The organism is Burkholderia sp. AU28863, from assembly GCF_002223195.1.
GTDB classification, from domain to species: domain Bacteria; phylum Pseudomonadota; class Gammaproteobacteria; order Burkholderiales; family Burkholderiaceae; genus Burkholderia; species Burkholderia sola.
This window is the reverse complement of the sequence record NZ_NKFE01000005.1, coordinates 2026889-2046581: the sequence shown is the minus strand read 5'-3', so window position 1 is coordinate 2046581 and position 19693 is coordinate 2026889. Positions and strand designations below refer to the sequence as shown.

Annotated in this window: 22 protein-coding genes and 1 pseudogene; 14 read left to right on the top strand and 9 right to left on the bottom strand. The window is 67.3% G+C overall.

Features of this window, described 5'->3' with window-relative positions; translation table 11 throughout:
* Window positions 1-261: 261 nt before the first annotated feature.
* Window positions 262-2298, top strand: a complete 2037-nt coding sequence (locus CFB81_RS25870; protein ID WP_069617474.1) for a sigma-54-dependent Fis family transcriptional regulator — start codon at window positions 262-264, stop codon at window positions 2296-2298.
* A gap of 69 nt (window positions 2299-2367) precedes the next feature.
* Here CFB81_RS25870 and CFB81_RS25865 read toward each other — a convergent pair whose 3' ends face one another.
* Complete coding sequence (locus tag CFB81_RS25865; RefSeq protein ID WP_089437145.1) at window positions 2368-2586, bottom strand: hypothetical protein; 219 nt, start codon at window positions 2584-2586, stop codon at window positions 2368-2370.
* Window positions 2587-2610: 24 nt separating this feature from the next.
* Here CFB81_RS25865 and pqqA point away from each other — a divergent pair, with 24 nt between their 5' ends.
* The 6 genes from pqqA to CFB81_RS25835 are packed head-to-tail and all read left to right on the top strand — an operon-like array spanning window position 2611 to window position 6046.
* Window positions 2611-2685 carry a pyrroloquinoline quinone precursor peptide PqqA gene (gene pqqA / locus CFB81_RS25860; protein WP_006485436.1) on the top strand — a complete coding sequence of 25 codons (75 nt, stop codon included), beginning with the start codon at window positions 2611-2613 and terminating at the stop codon, window positions 2683-2685.
* A 60-nt stretch (window positions 2686-2745) separates the two neighbouring features.
* Complete coding sequence (pqqB, locus tag CFB81_RS25855) at window positions 2746-3669, top strand: pyrroloquinoline quinone biosynthesis protein PqqB (protein WP_089436955.1); 924 nt, start codon at window positions 2746-2748, stop codon at window positions 3667-3669.
* A 2-nt stretch (window positions 3670-3671) separates the two neighbouring features.
* The gene (gene pqqC, locus CFB81_RS25850; RefSeq protein ID WP_050012262.1) at window positions 3672-4391 is read left to right on the top strand and encodes a pyrroloquinoline-quinone synthase PqqC; all 720 of its coding nucleotides are present in this window, start codon (window positions 3672-3674) and stop codon (window positions 4389-4391) included.
* Window positions 4388-4669 (top strand): pyrroloquinoline quinone biosynthesis peptide chaperone PqqD, encoded by a 282-nt coding sequence (gene pqqD, locus CFB81_RS25845; RefSeq protein WP_006480620.1) that lies wholly within the window; start codon window positions 4388-4390, stop codon window positions 4667-4669. Before pqqC ends, pqqD begins: the two co-directional genes overlap by 4 nt.
* 1 nt (window position 4670) lies before the next feature.
* A complete protein-coding gene (gene pqqE / locus CFB81_RS25840; protein ID WP_089436954.1) occupies window positions 4671-5810 on the top strand; it encodes a pyrroloquinoline quinone biosynthesis protein PqqE in 1140 nt (379 codons plus the stop codon).
* On the top strand, window positions 5798-6046 hold the full coding sequence (locus CFB81_RS25835) for a TonB family protein (protein ID WP_179236062.1): 249 nt from the start codon (window positions 5798-5800) through the stop codon (window positions 6044-6046). Before pqqE ends, CFB81_RS25835 begins: the two co-directional genes overlap by 13 nt.
* Window positions 6047-6064: 18 nt before the next feature.
* Here the strand turns inward: CFB81_RS25835 and CFB81_RS25830 are convergent, their stop codons facing one another.
* On the bottom strand, window positions 6065-6403 hold the full coding sequence (locus tag CFB81_RS25830; protein WP_069617470.1) for a helix-turn-helix transcriptional regulator: 339 nt from the start codon (window positions 6401-6403) through the stop codon (window positions 6065-6067).
* 78 nt (window positions 6404-6481) lie between these two features.
* Here CFB81_RS25830 and CFB81_RS25825 point away from each other — a divergent pair, with 78 nt between their 5' ends.
* Together CFB81_RS25825 and CFB81_RS25820 are read left to right on the top strand one after the other, a co-directional pair.
* Window positions 6482-7381, top strand: coding sequence for a hypothetical protein (locus tag CFB81_RS25825; protein WP_069617469.1), 900 nt, complete (start codon window positions 6482-6484; stop codon window positions 7379-7381).
* A 207-nt stretch (window positions 7382-7588) separates the two neighbouring features.
* Complete coding sequence (locus CFB81_RS25820; RefSeq protein ID WP_069617468.1) at window positions 7589-7825, top strand: hypothetical protein; 237 nt, start codon at window positions 7589-7591, stop codon at window positions 7823-7825.
* Window positions 7826-7978: 153 nt separating this feature from the next.
* On the opposite strand, the gene CFB81_RS25815 is transcribed toward CFB81_RS25820, so the two are convergent.
* The 4 genes and pseudogenes from CFB81_RS25815 to CFB81_RS25800 form a co-directional block, all read right to left on the bottom strand.
* Window positions 7979-8854 carry an alpha/beta hydrolase family protein gene (locus CFB81_RS25815; RefSeq protein WP_176730169.1) on the bottom strand — a complete coding sequence of 292 codons (876 nt, stop codon included), beginning with the start codon at window positions 8852-8854 and terminating at the stop codon, window positions 7979-7981.
* A gap of 194 nt (window positions 8855-9048) precedes the next feature.
* Window positions 9049-9185: pseudogene (locus tag CFB81_RS25810) on the bottom strand (alpha/beta hydrolase); the annotation flags it as partial.
* Window positions 9182-9988: a DinB family protein gene (locus CFB81_RS25805; protein ID WP_069617466.1), complete on the bottom strand. Its 807-nt coding sequence runs from the start codon at window positions 9986-9988 to the stop codon at window positions 9182-9184. The pseudogene CFB81_RS25810 and the gene CFB81_RS25805, both read right to left, overlap by 4 nt.
* A 112-nt stretch (window positions 9989-10100) precedes the next feature.
* A complete protein-coding gene (locus tag CFB81_RS25800) occupies window positions 10101-10532 on the bottom strand; it encodes a YciI family protein (RefSeq protein WP_069617465.1) in 432 nt (143 codons plus the stop codon).
* A 215-nt stretch (window positions 10533-10747) separates the two neighbouring features.
* Between CFB81_RS25800 and CFB81_RS25795 the strand changes: the two genes are divergently transcribed.
* Window positions 10748-10978 carry a hypothetical protein gene (locus tag CFB81_RS25795; protein WP_050012270.1) on the top strand — a complete coding sequence of 77 codons (231 nt, stop codon included), beginning with the start codon at window positions 10748-10750 and terminating at the stop codon, window positions 10976-10978.
* A gap of 189 nt (window positions 10979-11167) precedes the next feature.
* Here the strand turns inward: CFB81_RS25795 and CFB81_RS25790 are convergent, their stop codons facing one another.
* The 3 genes from CFB81_RS25790 to CFB81_RS25780 all read right to left on the bottom strand — a co-directional run bounded on the left by CFB81_RS25790 (window position 11168) and on the right by CFB81_RS25780 (window position 14460).
* Window positions 11168-12589, bottom strand: coding sequence for an MFS transporter (locus tag CFB81_RS25790; RefSeq protein ID WP_089436952.1), 1422 nt, complete (start codon window positions 12587-12589; stop codon window positions 11168-11170).
* Between the two features lie 161 nt (window positions 12590-12750).
* The gene (locus tag CFB81_RS25785) at window positions 12751-13512 is read right to left on the bottom strand and encodes an ABC transporter permease (RefSeq protein WP_069617463.1); all 762 of its coding nucleotides are present in this window, start codon (window positions 13510-13512) and stop codon (window positions 12751-12753) included.
* 3 nt (window positions 13513-13515) lie between these two features.
* Complete coding sequence (locus CFB81_RS25780) at window positions 13516-14460, bottom strand: ABC transporter ATP-binding protein (RefSeq protein ID WP_089436951.1); 945 nt, start codon at window positions 14458-14460, stop codon at window positions 13516-13518.
* A gap of 424 nt (window positions 14461-14884) precedes the next feature.
* Here CFB81_RS25780 and CFB81_RS25770 point away from each other — a divergent pair, with 424 nt between their 5' ends.
* The 4 genes from CFB81_RS25770 to CFB81_RS25755 all read left to right on the top strand — a co-directional run bounded on the left by CFB81_RS25770 (window position 14885) and on the right by CFB81_RS25755 (window position 19639).
* Window positions 14885-15181: a cupin domain-containing protein gene (locus CFB81_RS25770; RefSeq protein ID WP_069617462.1), complete on the top strand. Its 297-nt coding sequence runs from the start codon at window positions 14885-14887 to the stop codon at window positions 15179-15181.
* Window positions 15182-15811: 630 nt separating this feature from the next.
* On the top strand, window positions 15812-17416 hold the full coding sequence (locus CFB81_RS25765) for a DUF2957 domain-containing protein (RefSeq protein WP_089437144.1): 1605 nt from the start codon (window positions 15812-15814) through the stop codon (window positions 17414-17416).
* Between the two features lie 71 nt (window positions 17417-17487).
* Window positions 17488-18741 (top strand): DUF2957 domain-containing protein, encoded by a 1254-nt coding sequence (locus CFB81_RS25760; RefSeq protein ID WP_089436950.1) that lies wholly within the window; start codon window positions 17488-17490, stop codon window positions 18739-18741.
* Between the two features lie 73 nt (window positions 18742-18814).
* Entirely contained in the window at window positions 18815-19639 is an 825-nt protein-coding gene (locus tag CFB81_RS25755) for an OmpW family protein (RefSeq protein WP_069617459.1), read from the top strand.
* The last annotated feature ends 54 nt before the right edge of the window (window positions 19640-19693 follow it).

Here is a 19693-nt window from a genome sequence, read left to right as displayed (position 1 = left end):
GGCAGCGGCCGGATGGGTTCTGCGATAAAGCCAGAAACGCGCCAGCCGCGAGGATCCGGATTCGCACGGGTAGTCATGCGCCGGGAATTCGCGGTATCACGAAGGCCTGGCCGTCGCGCGACGCGACACGCCCGGCCGCATCCGGATGATTCATTACATCATCCTTTCAATTCATTGCGTGGCGCCAGCGTGGCCCGATGCTTGCTTGCAATGACGGCAAAGAGTCCGGCAGTTGACCGGAAGGATCCCCCGGAGGAGACAATGCGCGATGACGTAGAGCAGGCGGCCGGGTCACGGGCCGCGCATCCCGCTGGCTGGCCCGCGCCGTCGATCCAGAAGGCCCACGAGCGTTCGGAGACGTTCGGCCTGCAGGTATCGGCACGGCCCGACTACGACGTGCTGTCGAACGCGGCGCTGGTGCTCAAGCGCGAGCAGAGCCGGGTGCTGTGCGTGCACGCGATGCCGGTGATGGAGACGCTGCACGAGCAGATCGTCAACACGCAGAGCATGATCGTGCTGACCGATGCGGAAGGGCTGATCCTGCATTCGATCGGCGACGACGATTTCCTGCGCCGCGCGGAGAAGGTCGCGCTGCGCCCGGGCGCGAACTGGGCGGAGAGCCGGCAGGGCACCAATGCGATCGGCACGGCGCTGGCCGAGCTGTGCCCGATGGTCGTCCACGGCGACCAGCACTTCCTGGCCGCGAACCGCTTCCTCACCTGTTCGAGCGTGCCGATCCTCGATCCGTACGGCGACGCGATCGGCGTGCTCGACGTGACGGGCGACCACCGCAGCTATCACCAGCACACGATGGCGCTCGCGAAGATGTCGGTGCAGATGATCGAGAATCATCTGTTTACGACGACCTTTCAGGAAACGCTGCAGGTGTCGTTTCATGGCCGTCCCGAGTTCCTCGGCACGCTGATGGAGGGGATCGTCGCGTTCACCGCCGACGGACGCTTCCTGTCGGCCAATCGCAGCGCGCAGTTCCAGCTCGGCATGCCGCTCTCGGCGCTGCGCGCGCACACGCTGTCGTCGCTGTTCGACATCACCAGTGCGCAGCTGATCGACCGCATGCGTGCGAGCACCGACCGGCACCTGATGCTCAATCTCGGCAACGGCGCGGTGGTCTGCGCACGCGTGCACTTCCGCCGCGCGACGCTCGCCGAAGGCAGCCGGCCGACGGACGTCCACGACGCGGGCGCGCCGGCCGCGCGCGCGAACGCGGTGCCCGCGCCGGCGGCCGGCCTGTCGCGGCTCAACTATCTCGACACCGGCGATGCGCAGGTCGCGTGCGTGATCGCGAAGGTGCGCAAGGTGATCGGCAAGGACATCCCGATCCTGATCACCGGCGAGACCGGCACCGGCAAGGAACTGCTCGCGCAGGCGATCCACAACGACTCGCCGCGGCGCGACGCGCCGTTCGTCGCGGTCAACTGCGCGTCGATTCCGGAGACGCTGATCGAGTCCGAGCTGTTCGGCTACGAAGAGGGCGCGTTCACCGGCGCGCGTCGCAAGGGGGCGATCGGCAAGCTGCTGCAGGCGAACGGCGGCACGCTGTTCCTCGACGAGATCGGCGACATGCCGTATCCGCTGCAGGTGCGGCTGCTGCGCGTGCTGCAGGAGCGTCTCGTGAATCCGCTCGGATCGACGAAGACGATTGCCGTGGACATCGCGATCATCTGCGCGACGCACCGCGACTTGCGCGAGATGATCGCGCAGAACCGTTTCCGCGAGGATCTCTACTACCGGCTGAACGGCCTCGTGGTGCGCCTGCCGCCGTTGCGCGACCGCACGGATCTCGCGGTCGTCGTGCAGAAGATGCTGCAACGCGAGGCGTTTGCGGGGCCGGGCGGGCCGTCGCTGTCCGTCGCGCCGGACGTCATGGAGTTGTTCGTGCGCTGCACGTGGCCGGGTAACTTCCGCCAGCTCGGCAACCTGCTGCGCACGGCGGCGGCCATGGTCGACGACGATGGCGAAATCCGGCGCGAGCACTTGCCCGACGACTTCTTCGACGACCTGCGGTGCGGCGGTGTCGTGCAGACCGGGCACGCCGTGCCGGCCATGCCCGATTCGCCCGCCGCGGCGAGCGCCGGGGCCGGGCCGGGCGCCGCGGACGCGTTGCCTTCCGTCGATGCGCGCCTGCAGGACGTCGCCGCGTCCGCGATCGCCGCCGCGCTGGCCCGTCACGGCGGCAACGTGTCGGCCGCCGCGCGCGCGCTCGGCGTCTCGCGCAACACGATCTACCGGAAGATGCCGGCCGCCGACGCGGGGCGCCAGCCGTCCGACGAAAGCTGACGCGCTCGTCGCGCTGTGCGCGACCTGTCACAGCCGGTGTGTCAAGTTGCAACACCCGTGTTCAACGATTCAACACCTGTGACCACCCGCGGACATCGTTCCGCCGGGGTGGCCGAACGCATTCGCGCGAATTGTGTCGGCGATTCGTAAGGATGGCGCCCCGATGCCCGGATGATGGCCGTCTACCGCGGCCGGGCCGCCGAAATGCGGCTTCGGCACGCTCCTTGCTGAAGATGAATCGACCGCTCGATTGCCGCGGTTGTTCGACTCACCCAGCAACGCATCCATCATCAACTCGACAGGAGACACACCATGCAGTGGACGACACCGTCTTACACCGACCTGCGCTTCGGCTTCGAAATCACGATGTACATCGCCAACCGCTGATCGCCGTGCGTGCCGCCCGTTTCGCCGTGATCGGCACGGGCGGCCTCGGGAGCTGACGCCATGAAGATCAAGATACTCGGCTCGGGAGCCGGCGGCGGGCTGCCGCAATGGAACTGCAATTGCGCGAACTGCCGCCGTGCGCGCAGCGGAAGCGGCCATGTACTGCCGCGCACGCAGTCGTCGATCGCGGTCAGCGACGACGGCGTCGACTGGGTTCTCGTCAACGCGTCGCCCGACATCCTTTCCCAGTTGCGCGCGGATCCGGACCTGCAACCGGCGCGCGCGATTCGCGACAGCGGCATCGCCGCCGTCGTGCTGTGCGACGCGCAAATCGATCACGTGACGGGCCTGCTGATGCTCCGCGAGCGCTCGACGCCGCTGCCGCTTTACGCGAGCGGGCCGGTGCTCGACGACCTGTCGACCGGCTTGCCGCTCGTGCCGTTGCTCGGCCATTACTGCGGCGTGGCCGCCCACACGATCGTGCCCGGCGAGCCGTTCGCGGTGCCGGCGGCGAGCGGGATCCGTTTCACCGCGCTCGCCGTTGACAGCAAGCCGCCGCCTTATTCGCCGCGGCGCGCGTCGGCCGCGCCCGGCGACAACATCGCGCTGTCGATCGAAGACGTCGCGAGCGGGCGGCGTGCATTCTATGCGCCGGGGCTCGCGTCGGTCACCGACGAGGTACGTGCGGCCATGGACGGCGCCGATCTGGTGCTGGTGGACGGCACGTTCTGGACCGGAACCGAGATGATCGATCTCGGCCTGTCGGGCAAGCACGCGGCCGACATGGGGCATCTCGCGCAGTGCGCGGAACCCGGGCGGCCCGGCATGATCGACTGGCTCGACACGCTGCCCGCGCGAACGCGCAAGGTGCTCACGCACATCAACAACACGAACCCGATTCTCGATCCGCATTCCGTCGAGCACGCACACCTGCGCGCGCACGGCATCGACGTCGCACACGACGGCATGCAATTCCAGGTCTGACGATGAACGCACCGATCCCCGCTACGGCGTTGCACGCGACGCCCTGGACCGCGACCGAATTCGAGGCGCGCCTGCGTGCGCTCGAATCGCGCTATCACATCCATCATCCGTTCAACCGGCGGCTCAACAGCGGCGCCTGTTCGCCCACGCAGATCCGCGGCTGGGTCGCGAACCGCTTCTACTACCAGATCTGCATCCCGCTCAAGGATGCGGCGATCCTGTCGAACTGCCCCGACCGCGAGACGCGGCGCCGCTGGATCCAGCGGCTGATCGACCACGACGGGCAGGGCGACAACGAAGGCGGCATCGAGGCATGGGTGCGGCTCGGCGAGGCGTGCGGTCTCACGCGCGACGAGCTGTGGTCGCTCGAACACGTGCTGCCCGGCGTGCGTTTCGCGGTGGATGCGTACGTGAACTTCGCGCGGCGCGCGCCGTGGCAGGAAGCGGTGTGCTCGTCGCTGACCGAGATGTTCGCACCGCAGATCCATCTCGACAGGCTCGCGGGCTGGCCGTCGCATTACCCGTGGATCGAGCCGGCCGGGCTGCATTACTTCCGCAGCCGCGTGCCGCTCGCGCAGCGCGACGTCGAACACGGGCTCGCGGTCACGCTGCAGCATTTCACGACACCGGACGCGCAGCAGCGCGCGCTCGGCATTCTGCAATTCAAGCTCGACATCCTGTGGTCGATGCTCGATGCCGTCGAAAAGGCCTACCCGTTATGAACGCGATCGAAGCCGCCAGCGGCGTGCCGCTGCGCCCCTGCCTCAGGGGCATGTACCGCCTGCAATGGGAGGCGGCCCAGGATGCGTACGTGCTCCTCTATCCGGAGGGCATGGTCAAGCTGAACCCGAGCGCGGGCGAGATACTCGCGCGCTGCGACGGCACGCGCGAACTGGACGACATCATCGGCGAGCTCGAGCGCCTGTTCATGCAATCGGATCTCGCGACCGACGTCTACCGTTTCCTCGATCATGCGCGACTGCGCGGCTGGCTGGACTGACATGACACCCGACACGCCCCGTCCGTCCGCGCCGCTGTGGCTGCTCGCGGAACTCACGTACCGCTGCCCGCTGCACTGCGCGTTCTGCTACAACCCGGTCGACTTCGCGACGCACGGCGCGGAGCTCGACACCGACGCGTGGCGCACGGTCATCAGCGAGGCACGCGCGCTCGGCGCCGCGCAAATCGGCTTCTCGGGCGGCGAGCCGCTGCAGCGCGGCGACCTCGAGACGCTGGTCGCGCATGCGCGCGGGCTCGGCTTCTACACGAACCTGATCACGTCGGGCATCGGGCTGAACGTCGCGCGCATCGAGCGGCTCAAGGCCGCCGGGCTCGACCACATCCAGTTGTCGCTGCAGGATTCGACGCGCGAGCTGAACGATTTCCTGACCAGCACGCGCACGTTCGAACTGAAGCGCGACGTCGCGCGGCTGATCAAGGCGCACGGCTACCCGATGGTGCTCAACTGCGTGCTGCATCGCTACAACCTGCCGCACGTGGGGCAGATCATCGAGATGGCGCTCGATCTCGGCGCCGATTACCTGGAACTCGCGAATACGCAGTACTACGGTTGGGCGATGCTCAATCGCGACCAACTGATGCCGACGGTCGAGCAGGTGCGCGAGGCAGAGGAAACAGTCAACCGCTATCGCAAGCTGGTCGGCGAGCGCTGCAAGATCCTGTTTGTCGTGCCCGACTATTTCGAGCGCCGCCCGAAGGCGTGCATGAACGGCTGGGGCTCGGTGTTCCTCGGCGTCGCGCCGGACGGCACCGCGCTGCCGTGCCATGCCGCGCGGTCGCTGCCGGGGCTCGCGCTGCCGAACGTGCGCGACTGGTCGCTGCGGGAAATCTGGTACGACAGCGATGCGTTCAACGCGTTTCGCGGCGACGACTGGATGCGCGAGCCGTGTCGCACGTGCGACGAGCGGCATGCGGATCACGGCGGTTGCCGGTGTCAGGCCTACCTGCTGGCCGGCGATCCGAAGGAGGCCGATCCGGTGTGCGCGAAATCCGCCCATCACGGGCAGGTCGAACAGGCCGTGCAGTTCGCGCGACGTCGCGCGCCGAGCGACGAACAGCCGCTGGTTTTCCGCAGCAAGGAGAATTCGCTCGCGCAATGCGGCGCGGCGTGCGACGGCTGACGGGGCGCCGCCAGGACGACGCCAGGGGCGAGCCCGGCACCGCGCTCGTCGAACTGGAAACCGATGCGGCAGGCCGGATGGTCGCCGCGCATGTCGTGACCGGCAGCGACTATCCGCGCCGCGATGTCGCGGCCCGCGATGCGGCGCTGGCGGGCCGCTGCGCGGCGCATGCAGAAAACGGCGCGCCGTCGCCGATGCGGGCGCGCGTGCCGATCACGTTCAATCTCGATGAATGACCGGGCACGTTGGCGACATCACCCGTCGTCCGCCTTCGCCTGCAAACCCTTCAGCCCCTGAATCACGACCAGCAGCGCGCGCCCGTGCTCGTCCGACCCGTCCCACGCGTCGACGATCGCGTCGCGCAGCAGATCGTTGTACCGGCGGCGCGACGGCTCGGTATCGACACCATAGAAACTGCATAGCTTGTTGAATGGCGCGCTGCGGCGCAGCCGGTGCCCGTTCGACAGCCGAAGGCGCGATACGGTTGGCTGGCTGACCCCGGAAAGTCGCGCAATTTCGCTGGACGAGCGTGTGTCTGCCATCAAGCGGCGCAACAGGTCTTGAACGGGAAAATCTTGGTCCGGGGCTTCCATGCGATGCATTATACCTATACAGTTACGGCTGTTGAATGGGCTTGCTGTCAGCAGCGAGGCTGTATCCCGAGAAAGTTGATGACACTGAAACACCTCCCTCCCACGTTCTGCTGGACCAAGATCGGCGCCGAGTCCGGCGAGGAACTGCCGACCGTCGTGCTCCGCAAGGAATGGGAGCGCAGGCTCGGGGGCGGGCGTTTTCTGTGGGGCATCAACCAGCCACTCGGCAGCAGCGCGCAAGTCGCCGCGCATCGCACGGGTTCGCTGCTCGCGTTGTTTTCGCCGGTCGCGTCGCGTCCGCGCGCGGGCGAGCGCAAGGACGCGCTGTTGTGGAATGCGTGGGTCGACGCAAGCGGTCAGGTGCGGCCGTTGCCGCCGCACACGTTCATCGCCAGCCGCTCGACGTTGCCGTCGGGCCGGCGTCGCGAGCAGCACTACGCGCTCGTGTGCGCGTCGTCCACCGCGCTGACGGTCGGCACGCAGTTGCGCGTGTTTCCCGACCATCTTCGCAGTGTGAGCACGGGCAGGCCGCTGGGCGCCGCGCAGGGCGCGGCCGTGGTCGACTGCATCGGGCGTGCGAAGGAGCAGACGGGCAAGAGCTATCCGCTCGCGCTGTCGGTCGAGCTCGAGGCGCCGTATTTCGTGCGGCTCGCGCAGCCGTGCGTGCTGAAGGCGCGCGATCTCGCGGAAGTGAACAAGGCCACGCGCGCGGGCGATTTCGATCGCTTCGTCGAGCTGGTCGCGCGCTTGCGCGGCCGTTCGCCGACGGACGCCGTGCGCGGCGTCACGCGCGACCTGTTCGACGTGCCGCCGATCGAAACGGCGGCTGCGTACGTGGCGCCCACGCATGTCGCGCGCCTGCGCAACCGGCCGGCGGCCGAGCATCCGCGCGATCTCACCGGCGATCTGTTCGACCTGTCGCCGGGCGAGGCGGCCGCGTTTGCCGGGCTGGCGCATCCGCGCATCGGGCGCGCGTGACGCCGGGTGCGATGTCGTTCGCGCAAGAATTTGTTGCAATCTCGCCGTAGCGGATCGTCGAGCGCGGAGCGACAATCGGCACGAAGCGCGCGGTGCGGCGGCCAATGCGTCGACGTGCGACGGGGCGGGATTCACGCCGCCGACATGCGTACCACGCACACTGAGCGTCGGCGTGCTTCACACTGCAATCCTGACGGAGGAGTGTCGATGTCGACCCAGACCCACATCTGTTCGCCGGAAGCACGGGCCGCACAACGCTTCGTCGAAGCCACGCGCAACGTCGATCAGGCGTTTCGCGCGGTGCGCGGCGAAAGCGACGACGACGGCTCGTCGGCCGAATACGCACGCGCGATGTCGCGTCTCGATCGCGCGCTCGACGAGCTGGCGCGTGCACAGGAATTCTTCGATCGCGTCGTCGGCGCGGACGCCGCGCACGGCAACTGACGGCTTCGTCGTTTCTCTTTTTCGCACGTCGGGCGACGCGCATTCGTCTTTCGGCCAGGCGCGCTGCCCGGCCGGTTCATCATTCCGTTTCGATTGTCGACGCGAGGCCGTGCGGCCCTCAACCGGATCGGCGCGTTGAGCGTCAGCCGCGCATCAGCCCGCGCGCGTCGTGCCCGCTGCCGGCGGCGCGGCACGGTACGCGTAGCCGCGATGCTGGAACGACGTCGCGAAGAACCGCATCTGGTAGCGGATCGCATTCGCCCAGTAATCCCAGGTATGGCCGCCCGGCCGCTCCGCATAGTCGTGCGGCACGCCGAGCGCGACGAGCCGTTCGTGCAGCGTGCGGTTCGAGTCGACGAATGCATCGTCGCGGCCGCAATCGATCGTCAGGTCGAGATGGGCGCGCACGAACGCCCGCGCGCTTTCGACGATCACGTTGCGGTTCCAGAACGACGGATGGCGATCGGGATCGCCGAACACGTGGGCGATCCCCGGCTCGCCCGTGCAGCAGCGCGGATCGACCGCGCCGCTGATGCTGCCGACCGCGCCGAACGTGTCGGGCCGGTCGAGCGCGATGCGCAGTGCGCCGAAGCCACCCATGCTGAGGCCGGTGATCGCGCGCGCATGCTGGGTGGCGATCGTGCGGAAATGCAGGTCGACATAGGACACGACTTCATCGCCGACGAAGGTCTCGTAGCGGCTGCCCGAATCGAAGGGGCTGTCGATGTACCAGCTTTCATGTCCGCCGTCGGGCATCACGAGGATCACGCGATAGCGGTCGGCCAGCGCGGCGATGTGCGTGTTCGACGTCCAGTCGGTATGGTCGCCGCCCGAGCCGTGCAGCAGATAGACGACGGGGTAGCGCTCGCCGCGGTTGTCGCGCGCGTAATCGTCGGGCAGCACGATGGTGGCCTTCAGCGTTTCGCTCATCGCGGCGCTCGGAATCGCGACGACCCGCGCATGAAAGGCGAACGCAGGGCTCGTGACGGCGAGCAGCAGTAGCAGCCAGAAAGTACGTGCCAGGTTCATCGATCCTTGCATGTGTCGATCCAGTCCGGGGCGGGGGGCCGGGAAAACCCTGTTTCGACGACTTTAGCAATCGCGCCTTTCAACCATATTTCGATAAACCCTACGGGTTGTCAGCCGGACGGCTTGCATCCGATGCGCGCGACGGCGGCGCGCAACGCATCGGGCCGCTCGGCCGCGATCAGGTGCGCGCAACCGGTGATCGTGTCGGGCGGCGTGGCGCGATGTGCGCCGTAGTCGAGCAGATCGGGCGCAGATGCGGGCCGTTCCATCCGCGCACGTCGAACGTGCCGATGAAACCGTGAATGAAGACGACGGGCGCGGGCGGGATCATGCGGCCGCCGCTGAAGGCAGGGGCGGCAATTCGAGTTCGGCGAGCAGTTCGTCGAGTTCGAGCACGTGCGTGCGGTCGTGATCGAGCAGTTCGCGCACGAGTTCGTCGAGCGACATGCGGCGGATGCCGTCGCGCAGCCCGCAGCGCGCGAGTTGGGCCGGCTCCAGCGCGGCCGCGGTGGCGCACAGCGCGGCGCGCCCGCTGCCGAATGCCGCGACGGCGAGATCGAGCGGCTGGGCGAGATAGTCGCGTTGCGCGGCGAGCGCGGTGCCGTCGACGGATTCGATCACGGGAAGCTCGGCCGTGCGCACGGCGTCGATACGCGCGGCGAACACCGCATCGAGATCGCGCAGGTGGCACGCATGTTCGACGAGCGAGAAGCCGGTGCCGGCCGGGCGGCGCGTGGCCAGCGCGGCCGGTACGTGCGCGGCGTAAGCGGCGAGCCGCGCGGGCATGCGCGCCAGCGCGGCGACGACGTCGGCGAACGGCAGCCGGTGCGGGGATGCGCTGAACACCGCGCCATAGCTGAACAGCGCACCGCCGAGCCGCCCGCGCGGCTGCGCGACTTCATGGCCGTGGCGGCGCATGACTTCCGCGACCATCGCGCCGCAGAACTGGCGGGCCGTCGTGTCGGCTTCGATTTCGGGGAATTTGCGCGCGATCTCGTCCTGGATCGCGCCGATCGCGGCGACACCGACGCGCGACAGCGCCGCGAACTCGAGATAGCGTTCGGGCTGTTCGATCAGCGCTTCGAGTTGGGCGCCGAGCGGGGTCAAGCGGAAACGGTCGAAACGGGAATGCATGTCGAAACCCTGTCTTGTAACGTATCAAAACGATACGTTACTAAGCGGGGCCTCGTCAACCGGCCCGTCCGGGCACCCCGCGGGCCCCGCCCGCGCCGCCCGGTTGCCCCGCTCAGCGCGTCTGCCGCGCGTCGATTTCCGCGAGGATGCGCGCTTCCTGCGCCTGAAGCTCGGGCGTAAACGCGTCGCCGAATTCGTCGAGTTCGTACAGCGGGCGGATCTCGATGTCGGAGTCGCCGGGCATCGGGTTCGGGCAGCGCCTCACCCACTCGACGGCTTCCTCCATCGATTTGACCTGCCACAGCCAGTAGCCGGCGACGAGCTCCTTCGTTTCGGCGAACGGGCCGTCGACGACCGTGCGGTTCTTGCCGGAAAAGTGCACGCGCTTGCCGCGGCTGCTCGGGTGCAACCCGTCGGCGGCGAGCAGGACGCCCGCTTTCACGAGTTCCTCGTTGAACTGGCCCATCGCGGCCAGCATGTCGGTGTCGGGCAGCCGGCCGGATTCGGAATCGGCGGTGGCCTTGACGATGACCATGACGCGCATTGTCGTCTCTCCTTGAAAGGGAACTGGGCGTTTGCCGACGGTGCGACGGCAAAACGATCGGTTACGACAACACGACGCGCGACGGCGACGCGAATCGACATCGCGGGCGAGAAATTTTCACGCGCGATCGGGTCGGTGCGTCGCGCGGCCGCTGTCACGGAGCGCATCGGCAAAACTGGTATGCTGATCCGCATCACGTGCACGCGGAGGGCGCCATGGCTGCTAAGGAAGTCTCGAAGAAGAAGTACCTGAAAATCCTGAACAAACGCCTGCGCGCGGAGCCGGCGGCCCCGGCCGGCGCGTCGTTCGTTTTTTTCCCGCTGGGCGCGAAGGCGAAGCACGCGACGGGCGTCGTGTCCGGCGACACGCGCAGCAAGCGCGAACTGGCCGTGATGGCCGCGGTCCAGCGCAAGGCGGCTGAAGAGTTCGTCGTCGCCGACGCCTGACGGGCGCCGCTGTACCCGTGCCGGATGAGCGCCGCCGCGGCTTACTCGGCGGCGGCTTCGCACCGGGCGATCCGCCGGCGAGCACGCAGGGAATGTCATGCGCGATCGCCGGGCTGTGCATCGGCAGGATGAGGGCGAGATCGAGCGCCTGGATCCCGCCCGAAACGGCTTGAAAACCCCGCCCGGCGATCAGGACGCCTCGTCCGCCGCCGCCGGATACCGGCCGTTGCGGCCCGCTTCGTCGCCTGCCGCCAGTTGCTCCAGCGCGAGCCCCTTCGTCTCGATCCCGAGCGTCCACACGGCGATGGCCGCCGCGACGAACGACAGCGCGCCGAGCGTGAACACGCCACCCTGACCGAATACCGGCAAGACCACGCCGACCACGTAAGGCCCGATCAGCGAGCCGATCCGACCGATTGCAGACGCGAAGCCCGAACCCGTCGCGCGTGCGCCGGTGCCGTACAGCTCGGGCGTGTACGTGTACAGCGCCGCCCACATCCCGAACAGGAAGAACTGCATCGCGAGGCCCGTGACGATCAGCAGCGTCGTGCTGCCGCCGTACAGCGCGCTCTGGCCGTACGCGTACGCCATCGCGCCGCCGCCGATCAGCGACGCGATGCAGGTCGGCTTGCGTCCCCAACGCTCGACGAGCCACGCGGCGCACAGGAAGCCCGGCACGCCGCCGAGCGAGATCAGCACCGTGTAAAACACCGATTTCGTGACTTCGAAGCCGGCCTGCTGCAGCAGCGCGCCGAGCCACGACGTGAGGCCGTAGAAGCCGAGCAGCGCGAAGAACCACAGCAGCCACACCATCACCGTGCGGCGGCGGTACGCGCCGCTCCAGATCTCGCGCAGCGCGCCGCGGCCGCGCGCGGCGGCCGGTTCGGCAAGCCGCGACGGCGGCGGCAGCGTCGTGACGCCGGCCGAGCGCATCACCTTCGCCTCGATCGTGTGCATCACCGCGTCGGCTTGCGCGTGCCGGCCCGCATGTTCGAGCCAGCGCGGCGATTCCGGCACGATGCGGCGCACGACCAGCACGAACACGGCCGGAATCGCGAGCAGCGCGAACACGGTGCGCCAGCCGAACTGCGGCAGCACGAAATACGCGACGATGCCGGCCGTGATGAAGCCGAGCGGCCAGAAGCCGTCCATCAGCGCGATCAGGCGGCCGCGTTTCTCGGTCGGCACGAATTCGGACAGCAGCGTCTGCGCGACCGGAAACTCCATCCCCATCCCGATGCCGAGCAGCACGCGGTAGACGATCAGCGCGTCGACGCTCTGCGCGGTCGAGCACAGGTACGACGCGGCGCCCCACAGCACCATGCTCCACTGGAACACGGGCCGGCGGCCGAAGCGGTCGGCGAGCAGGCCGGCCACGGCCGCGCCGAGCACCATCCCGAAGAAGCTCGCGCTCGCGACGAGGCCGGCGGCGGCCGTCGACAGCCCGAACTCCTTGCGGATCGAGCCGAGCACGAACGTCATCGTGCCGAGATCGACCGAGTCGAAGAAGAACGCGATCGCGATGATGAAGAAGATCCGCTTGTGATAGCCGGAGAACGGCAGGCGTTCGAGCCGGGCGGCGGCGGAGGCGGGAGCGGTGGCGGCGGGCATGGCGTCCTCTGAAATGAAAAAGGGGCCGCGCAGCGCATGCTCGACGGCCCCGATGCTTCGTATTCAGTAGACGCGACCACAAACTGCCGCATCAGAGGAAAAGCGCCGCCTGCTTGCCCAAATGCGTCATCGTCAGGCGGCGCGCGTGATGCCCGCCGGCGTCAATTCCTCAGCTTGTATCCGGTGCGGAACATCCACGCGACGATCGCGAGCAGGATCACGAGGAACAGCGCGGTCGCGGCGAGGCTGATCCACACGTGCACGTCGGCGATCCCGTAGAACGACCAGCGGAAGCCGCTGATCAGGTAGACGATCGGGTTGAACAGCGTGACGACGCGCCATGCGGGCGGCAGCATGTCGACCGAGTAGAAGCTGCCGCCGAGGAACGTGAGCGGCGTGATGATCAATAGCGGCACGAGCTGCAGCTTCTCGAAGCTGTCGGCCCAGATGCCGATCACGAAGCCGAACAGGCTGAACGTGACGGCCGTCAGCACCAGGAACAGCACCATCCAAAACGGATGCAGGATGTGCAGCGGCACGAACAGGCCGGCCGTGGCGAGGATGATCACGCCGAGCAGGATCGACTTCGACGCGGCCGCGCCGACGTACGCGATCACGATCTCCCAGTACGATACGGGCGCCGACAGGATCTCGTAGATCGTGCCGGTGAAGCGCGGGAAATAGATGCCGAACGACGCGTTCGAGATGCTCTGCGACAGCAGCGACAGCATCACGAGGCCCGGCACGATGAACGACCCGTAGCCGATGCCGTTCACGTCGCTGATGCGCGAGCCGATCGCGGAGCCGAACACGACGAAATACAGCGACGTCGAGATCACCGGCGCGATGATGCTCTGCATCAGCGTGCGGCGCGTGCGGGCCATTTCTGCGCGGTAGATCGCGCGGATTCCATGCCAGTTCATGTGTCAGGCTCCTTGCACGCCGTTGCGGCGGTTGTCGATCAGGCTGACGAAAATGTCCTCGAGCGAGCTCTGCGTCGTGTGCAGGTCGCGAAAGCCGATGCCGGCCGAGCCGAGCGCGTTGATCAGCTTCGCGATGCTCGCGTCGTCGCGCTGCGAGTCGTACGTATAGACGAGCGCGGCGCCGTCTTCCGCGCGTTCGAGCCCGAACGGCGCGAGCGCGGGCGGCACGTCGGCGAGCGGCTGCTCGAGCTGCACGGTGAGCTGTTTCTTGCCGAGCTTGCGCATCAGTTCGCGTTTTTCCTCGACGAGCACGAGCTCGCCGCCGAGGATGATGCCGATCCGGTCGGCCATTTCTTCCGCTTCCTCGATGTAGTGCGTGGTCAGCAGGATCGTCACGCCGCTTTCGCGCAGCGAATCGACGAGCTTCCACATGTCGCGGCGCAGCTCGACGTCGACGCCGGCCGTCGGTTCGTCGAGGAACAGGATGCGCGGCTCGTGCGACAGCGCCTTCGCGATCATCACGCGGCGCTTCATGCCGCCCGACAGCGTCATCAGCTTGTTGTCGCGCTTGTCCCACAGCGACAGCGCCTTCAGCGTCTTCTCGATGTACGCGGGGTCGGGCGCCTTGCCGAACAGGCCGCGGCTGAACGATACGGTGGCCCAGACGGTTTCGAATGCGTCGGTGGTCAGCTCCTGCGGTACGAGGCCGATCATTTCGCGGGCCGCGCGGTATTGGTCGCGGATGTCGTGGCCGTCGACCGTCACGCGGCCTTCGGTCGGCGTGACGATGCCGCAGATCGAGCCGATCAGCGTCGTCTTGCCGGCGCCGTTCGGCCCGAGCAGCGCGAAGATCTCGCCGGGGCGGATGTCGAGGGTCACGTGCTTCAGCGCCTGGAAGCCGGACGCGTAAGTCTTGGAAAGGTCGGAGACGGAAAGGATCGGTTGCATGCTCACGGATGGCACGGCCGGCCGGCGCGACGGCCGGCGCCGCGCGTGCCCGGCGCCGCCGCCGCTGCGCAGCGGCCGGGACCGGGGACGGCATGGCGAACGGGCGTCATGTCGAACGGTAGGGTGGTGCGGGATCGCGGGACCGCCATATTAGCAATCGGCAGATCGAAATGCATTCTGATGGAAAGGCTGGCGCGTACCGGTGCCGAATTTGCGTGAATTGCGGCGATATTGCTCAATGATTCGGTGCTTTATTTGAGTGACGCGAACAATTCCGGTTGTTTTCCGTCACTCGGCCCGCGCTCGCGTGGCCGCCCGGCAGGCTGGCCGACTGTGCCGCCCGCCGGCCCTCGCGCCGTACCGGGACGCCACGCGTGGCGCTCGCGATAATGCGTTCCTTTCCTGGCGATACGGAGCGGCGCGCATGTCTTTGATCGATTTGAAATCCGTGGCGCAGGCGCAGGCCTGCGCATGGCAATCCACGATCGTCGGCGAAGTCGGTCCGGCCCGGATCAAGGTGCTGCGCATGGATGCCCAGCCTTACGAAGCGGAAGTGCACGATTACAACGAGGGGTTGCTGGTGCTCGACGGCACGCTGATGCTCGAGGTCGAAGCGGAAACGGTCGTGGTCGGCGCCGGGCAGATGTATCTCGCGCGCGCCGGCACGCGCCACGCGGTGCTGCCCGGCAGCCACGGCACGCTCGCGATCATCGACGTGTGAGGTTGCGCCGCAGCATGCATGCTGGCCGCTGAAGGCCGGCCGGCTTGGCTCGACGCGGATTCGCGGGACCGTTCAAACGCCTGTTTCACGCGGCGTTTATTTGTCTGAGCAAATAAAATGAAGGCCGTTTGAAAATCTGTTAAATACCGTATAAACGCTAGGATCGCGCGGTGCCCGTCGTTTGGAACTCTGCATCCATTTACTTGCGGGAATGGTCCGATCATAGTCTCGACACACGACGCATCACGAAAACGAATCAAGCGTACGTATGGAGACCAACATCATGAGACGCCTATCCGCCGGGCCGGCGGGACTGCCGCTTCCCGATTTTTCGCTGAATGCAGGCGCGACGCAGGTCGCATGCCTGCGCCGTCACCTCGCCGTGTAGCGGCGAGCCGTAGCGGCAAGCCACTTTCCGTTTCGATCGTTCCGACGGCGCCGTGCCGCATGACGGTGCTGCGGGAGCGCGTTTGTCCGCCGCCGCCGCGTGTGCCGCATGTGCCCGATGGGCATCGCGGCGGTCCCGCGCGCAGCGTCATGCGCCGCGCATTCGTGCGGCGGCGCGATACCAACCGGCAGGCCATGCAGCCCGGCCGGACGAGACTTGTCGTACCTGAAAAGGAGGGGTTGATGATTTGCATTCCTGAATGGCGGAAGGCGATCCTGTCGTGCGCGGTGCTGATGCTGCCGTTCGTCGCCGGTTGCGGCGGCGGCGACGATCCGGGGCCGATCACCGTGCCGCAGTGCTCGGGCAGCGCATGCGGGCCGAGCGGCGCCGAAACGACGCCGCCGGTCGTGACGAAGCTGTGCCCGGACGCGCTCGATTACACGACCACGTATACGGGCGGCGCCGGCAGCGGCGAATACGTGAAGGTCAAGTTCGACACGACGAAGCTGACTTACCAGATGCAGTTCATCGACTCGTCGGTGCCGACCTCGGCAGGGCAGATCAACGACACGCGCGCGGGCCTGACGATCAGCGGCGCGTTCCATCATCCGACCAATCTCCCGACGGCCGAGCAGAATCGTTGTGCGTTCGTGCTCGACAGCGGCGCGACGAGCGACGGTGCGTATTCGGTGACGATCAATCGCGCCGATCCGCCGATGCTGTTCGTGGGCAACGGCGTGGTCGGCGGCGGAATTCCGGGCGCGACGATCGCGTTCCAGGGCATCGAACTCGCGCCCGGCTTCTTCCTCGGCTCGGTGCCGTCGCGCACGTTCGACTTCTATCCGTTCATCGGCTTTACCGACACCGAAACGGACTTCACGAAGGTGGCCGGCGTGTACAACGAAGTCGGCATTCATCTGTCGCCGACCGGCACCACCTATCAGACCACCACGCCGCAAGGCTGGCAGCCGGACGTCGTGAACTGGAACCAGACGCTCAATGCGGACGGCTCTTGCACGATCACGCCAGGCAGCGACTATTCGTGTCAGACGACCGGTTCGCCGTGGACGTTGCGCAAGAATGCGGACGGTACGCCCGACAACGTATTCGTCAGCAATGCGCCATCCGGGCAGGCCTATCCGTCGGCAGGCCAGGGACAGCCGCTTGTGATCCTCGTGCCAAGCCAGGCGCACGGCGTGATGATCGTCGGCAAGCTGAACGGCGCGCTGGTGCCGGTCGTGATCCGCGTCGGGTATGCATATGCGGCGCCGGGCAATCCGCTGGGCTCGGTGGCCGATGCGGAGGTCGGCATCTCGATGCTCGCGCCCGCCAAAGCCGTCGCGCCCAACGTGCTGAAGGGCGGGTTCATCGGTGCGACGAGTGCATCCGCGTGCGGCGTGGTGACCAACAACGGGCCGTCGAGCAGCGCGGCAGGCCAGGGGCCGAGCTTCAATCCGTTCGTTCCGCATCCGGACCTGCCCGGCACGTTCAACACGGCTTTCAATTACTTCACGCCGTCTGCCGGCAACTGCAGCGATGGCACCGCCGTGTCGACCATCGCGGCGAACTATACGTCGACGCTGTTCCAGGGCAATACCGCGGCGTTCATCGATCCGCAAACGTCGTCGCCGACCGCGCAGTTCGGGCTCGACTACACGCAGGTATCGCCCGGCAAGGTCAAGGTCACGGCCAACAGCGACTTCAACGCGAAGGGCGCGGCCGGCAACGTGGCGATCTTCAAGAAGGGCGATACGGGGTGGATCGTGACGGCCGGCAACGTCTACGCGATGGTCGTCAACAACAGCCAGGTCAATCCGTTCTTCACGGTCGGCGCGTTCGTCCAGTAACCCGGCATTGAACACGTAACGCCGGCGGCGCATACGCTGCCGCCGGTGAACCGAATTTCAAGAGGATTCCTATGAATTTGAAGCATTGGATGGCCGCGGCATCGCTCGCACCCGTGCTGGCCGCATGCGGCGGCGACGGCGACCCGCCGCCCGCGCCGGTGGTCCGGCTGTGCCCGCAGACGATCGACTACAACACGGTATTCATTGGCGGTTCCGGATCGGGCGAGCTCGTGAAGGTGCAGCTCGACACGACGAAGATGACGTACCGGATGACCTACCTCGCGTCGCCGGTGCCGACCACCGCGGGTACCGTGCAGCCGACCCGCGACACCGCGCCCGCGAACGTGGTCGACGGCACGCTGGCCGACGAGACGGGGCTGCCGACGGTGAAGCTGAACCAGTGCACGTTCCGGATGCAGAACGCGAGCCTCGACCCGAGCCGGCCCGCGCGGCTGTTCCTCGGCGAAGGCGTGCTCGGCGGCGCGATCCCCGGTGCGACGATCCAGTTCGACGGCGTGATCGGTGTCGGCAAGATCCCGAAGACGACGTTCCCGTACTACCCGTTCATCAGCTTCTCGTCGCTCGAAACCGACCTGACGAAGATCGCCGGCACGTACAACCAGCTCGGCTATCACCAGGTGCCGTCGCAGAACTTCCAGCCGGTGGCGCTCGACCAGAAGGTGACGATCAATGCGGACGGCAGCTATACGGAAACCGACAACTTCGGCAAGAAGAACGGCGGGCAGCCGCTCGCGTCGAGCGCGACCGTGAACCAGCCGTTCACGCTGCGTCCCGACGCGCCGGCATTTCAGTCGCTCAACTACCAGCCGCAGATTCCACCGACGCTCGCCGCGCTCGATCCGGCGAAGGCCGGCAAGGGAATCCTGATCGTCGGCAAGCTGCGCAACCAGCTCGTGCCGATCTTCATCCGTACCGGCGCCGCGAACGCGGACCTCACGCAAGGGCCGCCGAGCGCGGACGACGAATCGGGCATCTCGTTCCTGAGCCCGCAGATGGCGATCGCGCAGGGCTCGCAGAACGGCGAGTACACGGGCGTCGACAGCGCGTTCAACTACCGCGCAACCGCGCTCGTCGGCGCGCAGGCCACGCTGCTCGATCCGTTCAACGCGTCGCAGGCCGCGCTCACGCGCGCGCTGAACCTCGACTACACGCAAAAGGTGCCGGGTGTCGTGACGACCGTGCATGCGGACGCGGCGTCGGGGCCGGCGACCGGCAAGTTCGTGTTCACCGGCGGCGTGTTCGGGTTCCTCGACATGGCCGATACGAGCAACCCGTACTTCACGGTCGGTGCGTTCGTGCAGTGACCGCGTGTGGATGGAGACACGGCGGCGCCGCGCGCGAATGCGCGGCGCCCCGACAGAATGAGGGGGAGACTTCATGAAGAAGCTGATTGTCGCGGGTGTCGTCGCAGGCGTGTCGACGCTCGCATCGGCCCAGCAGGCGGGCGACAACGTCGCGACGCTGGGCTGGCTGCACATCATGCCGCAGGATTCGACCAACGGGCTGACGACGAATCTCGCAAGCATGCCGATCAACGGGCCGCTGCGCCTGCCCGGTTCGTTCACGTCGCCGGGCACGAGCCTGACGGTCAACAACGCCGATACGGTCGGCCTCACGCTCACGCACTTCTTCACCGATCACATCGCGGTGACGTCGGTGCTCGGCGTGCCGCCGGAATTCACGCTGACCGGGCACGGCGTGATCAAGCCGCCCGGCCCGGCCGGCGCGCTCGGCAACGTCGACATGGACAAGTCGGCGAACCAGCCGGCAGTGAAGAACGCGCGGCAGTGGAGCCCGACGGTCATTCTGCAGTACTACTTCAATTCGCCGACGGCGAAGTTCCGCCCGTTCGTCGGGATCGGCGTGGCCTACAGCTGGTTCAGCAACATCGAACTGAACGGCAACTTCGCGAAGGACATCAACGAGAACCTCGGCAGCGTGCTCGCCGCCGGCGCCGGCAAGCCGGGGGCGACGTCGGTCGAGGGCAAGGCGTCGTCGTCGTTCACGCCGGTCTACAACGTCGGCGCGAGCTACGCGATCGACAAGCACTGGGGGCTTACGGCGACGCTGACGTACATGCCGCTGAAGACCTACTCGTCGCTGGTAATCAAGGCGGCCGACGGCTCGACGCTCGCGACCACGCGCACGCGGCTGAAGGCCGACCCGTTGATCACGTTCGTCGGGATTTCCTACAAGTTCTGAGCCGACCGGCGCGCATGACGCGTGCCGGCGGCTTCCTGCGACCGGCTGGCGGGA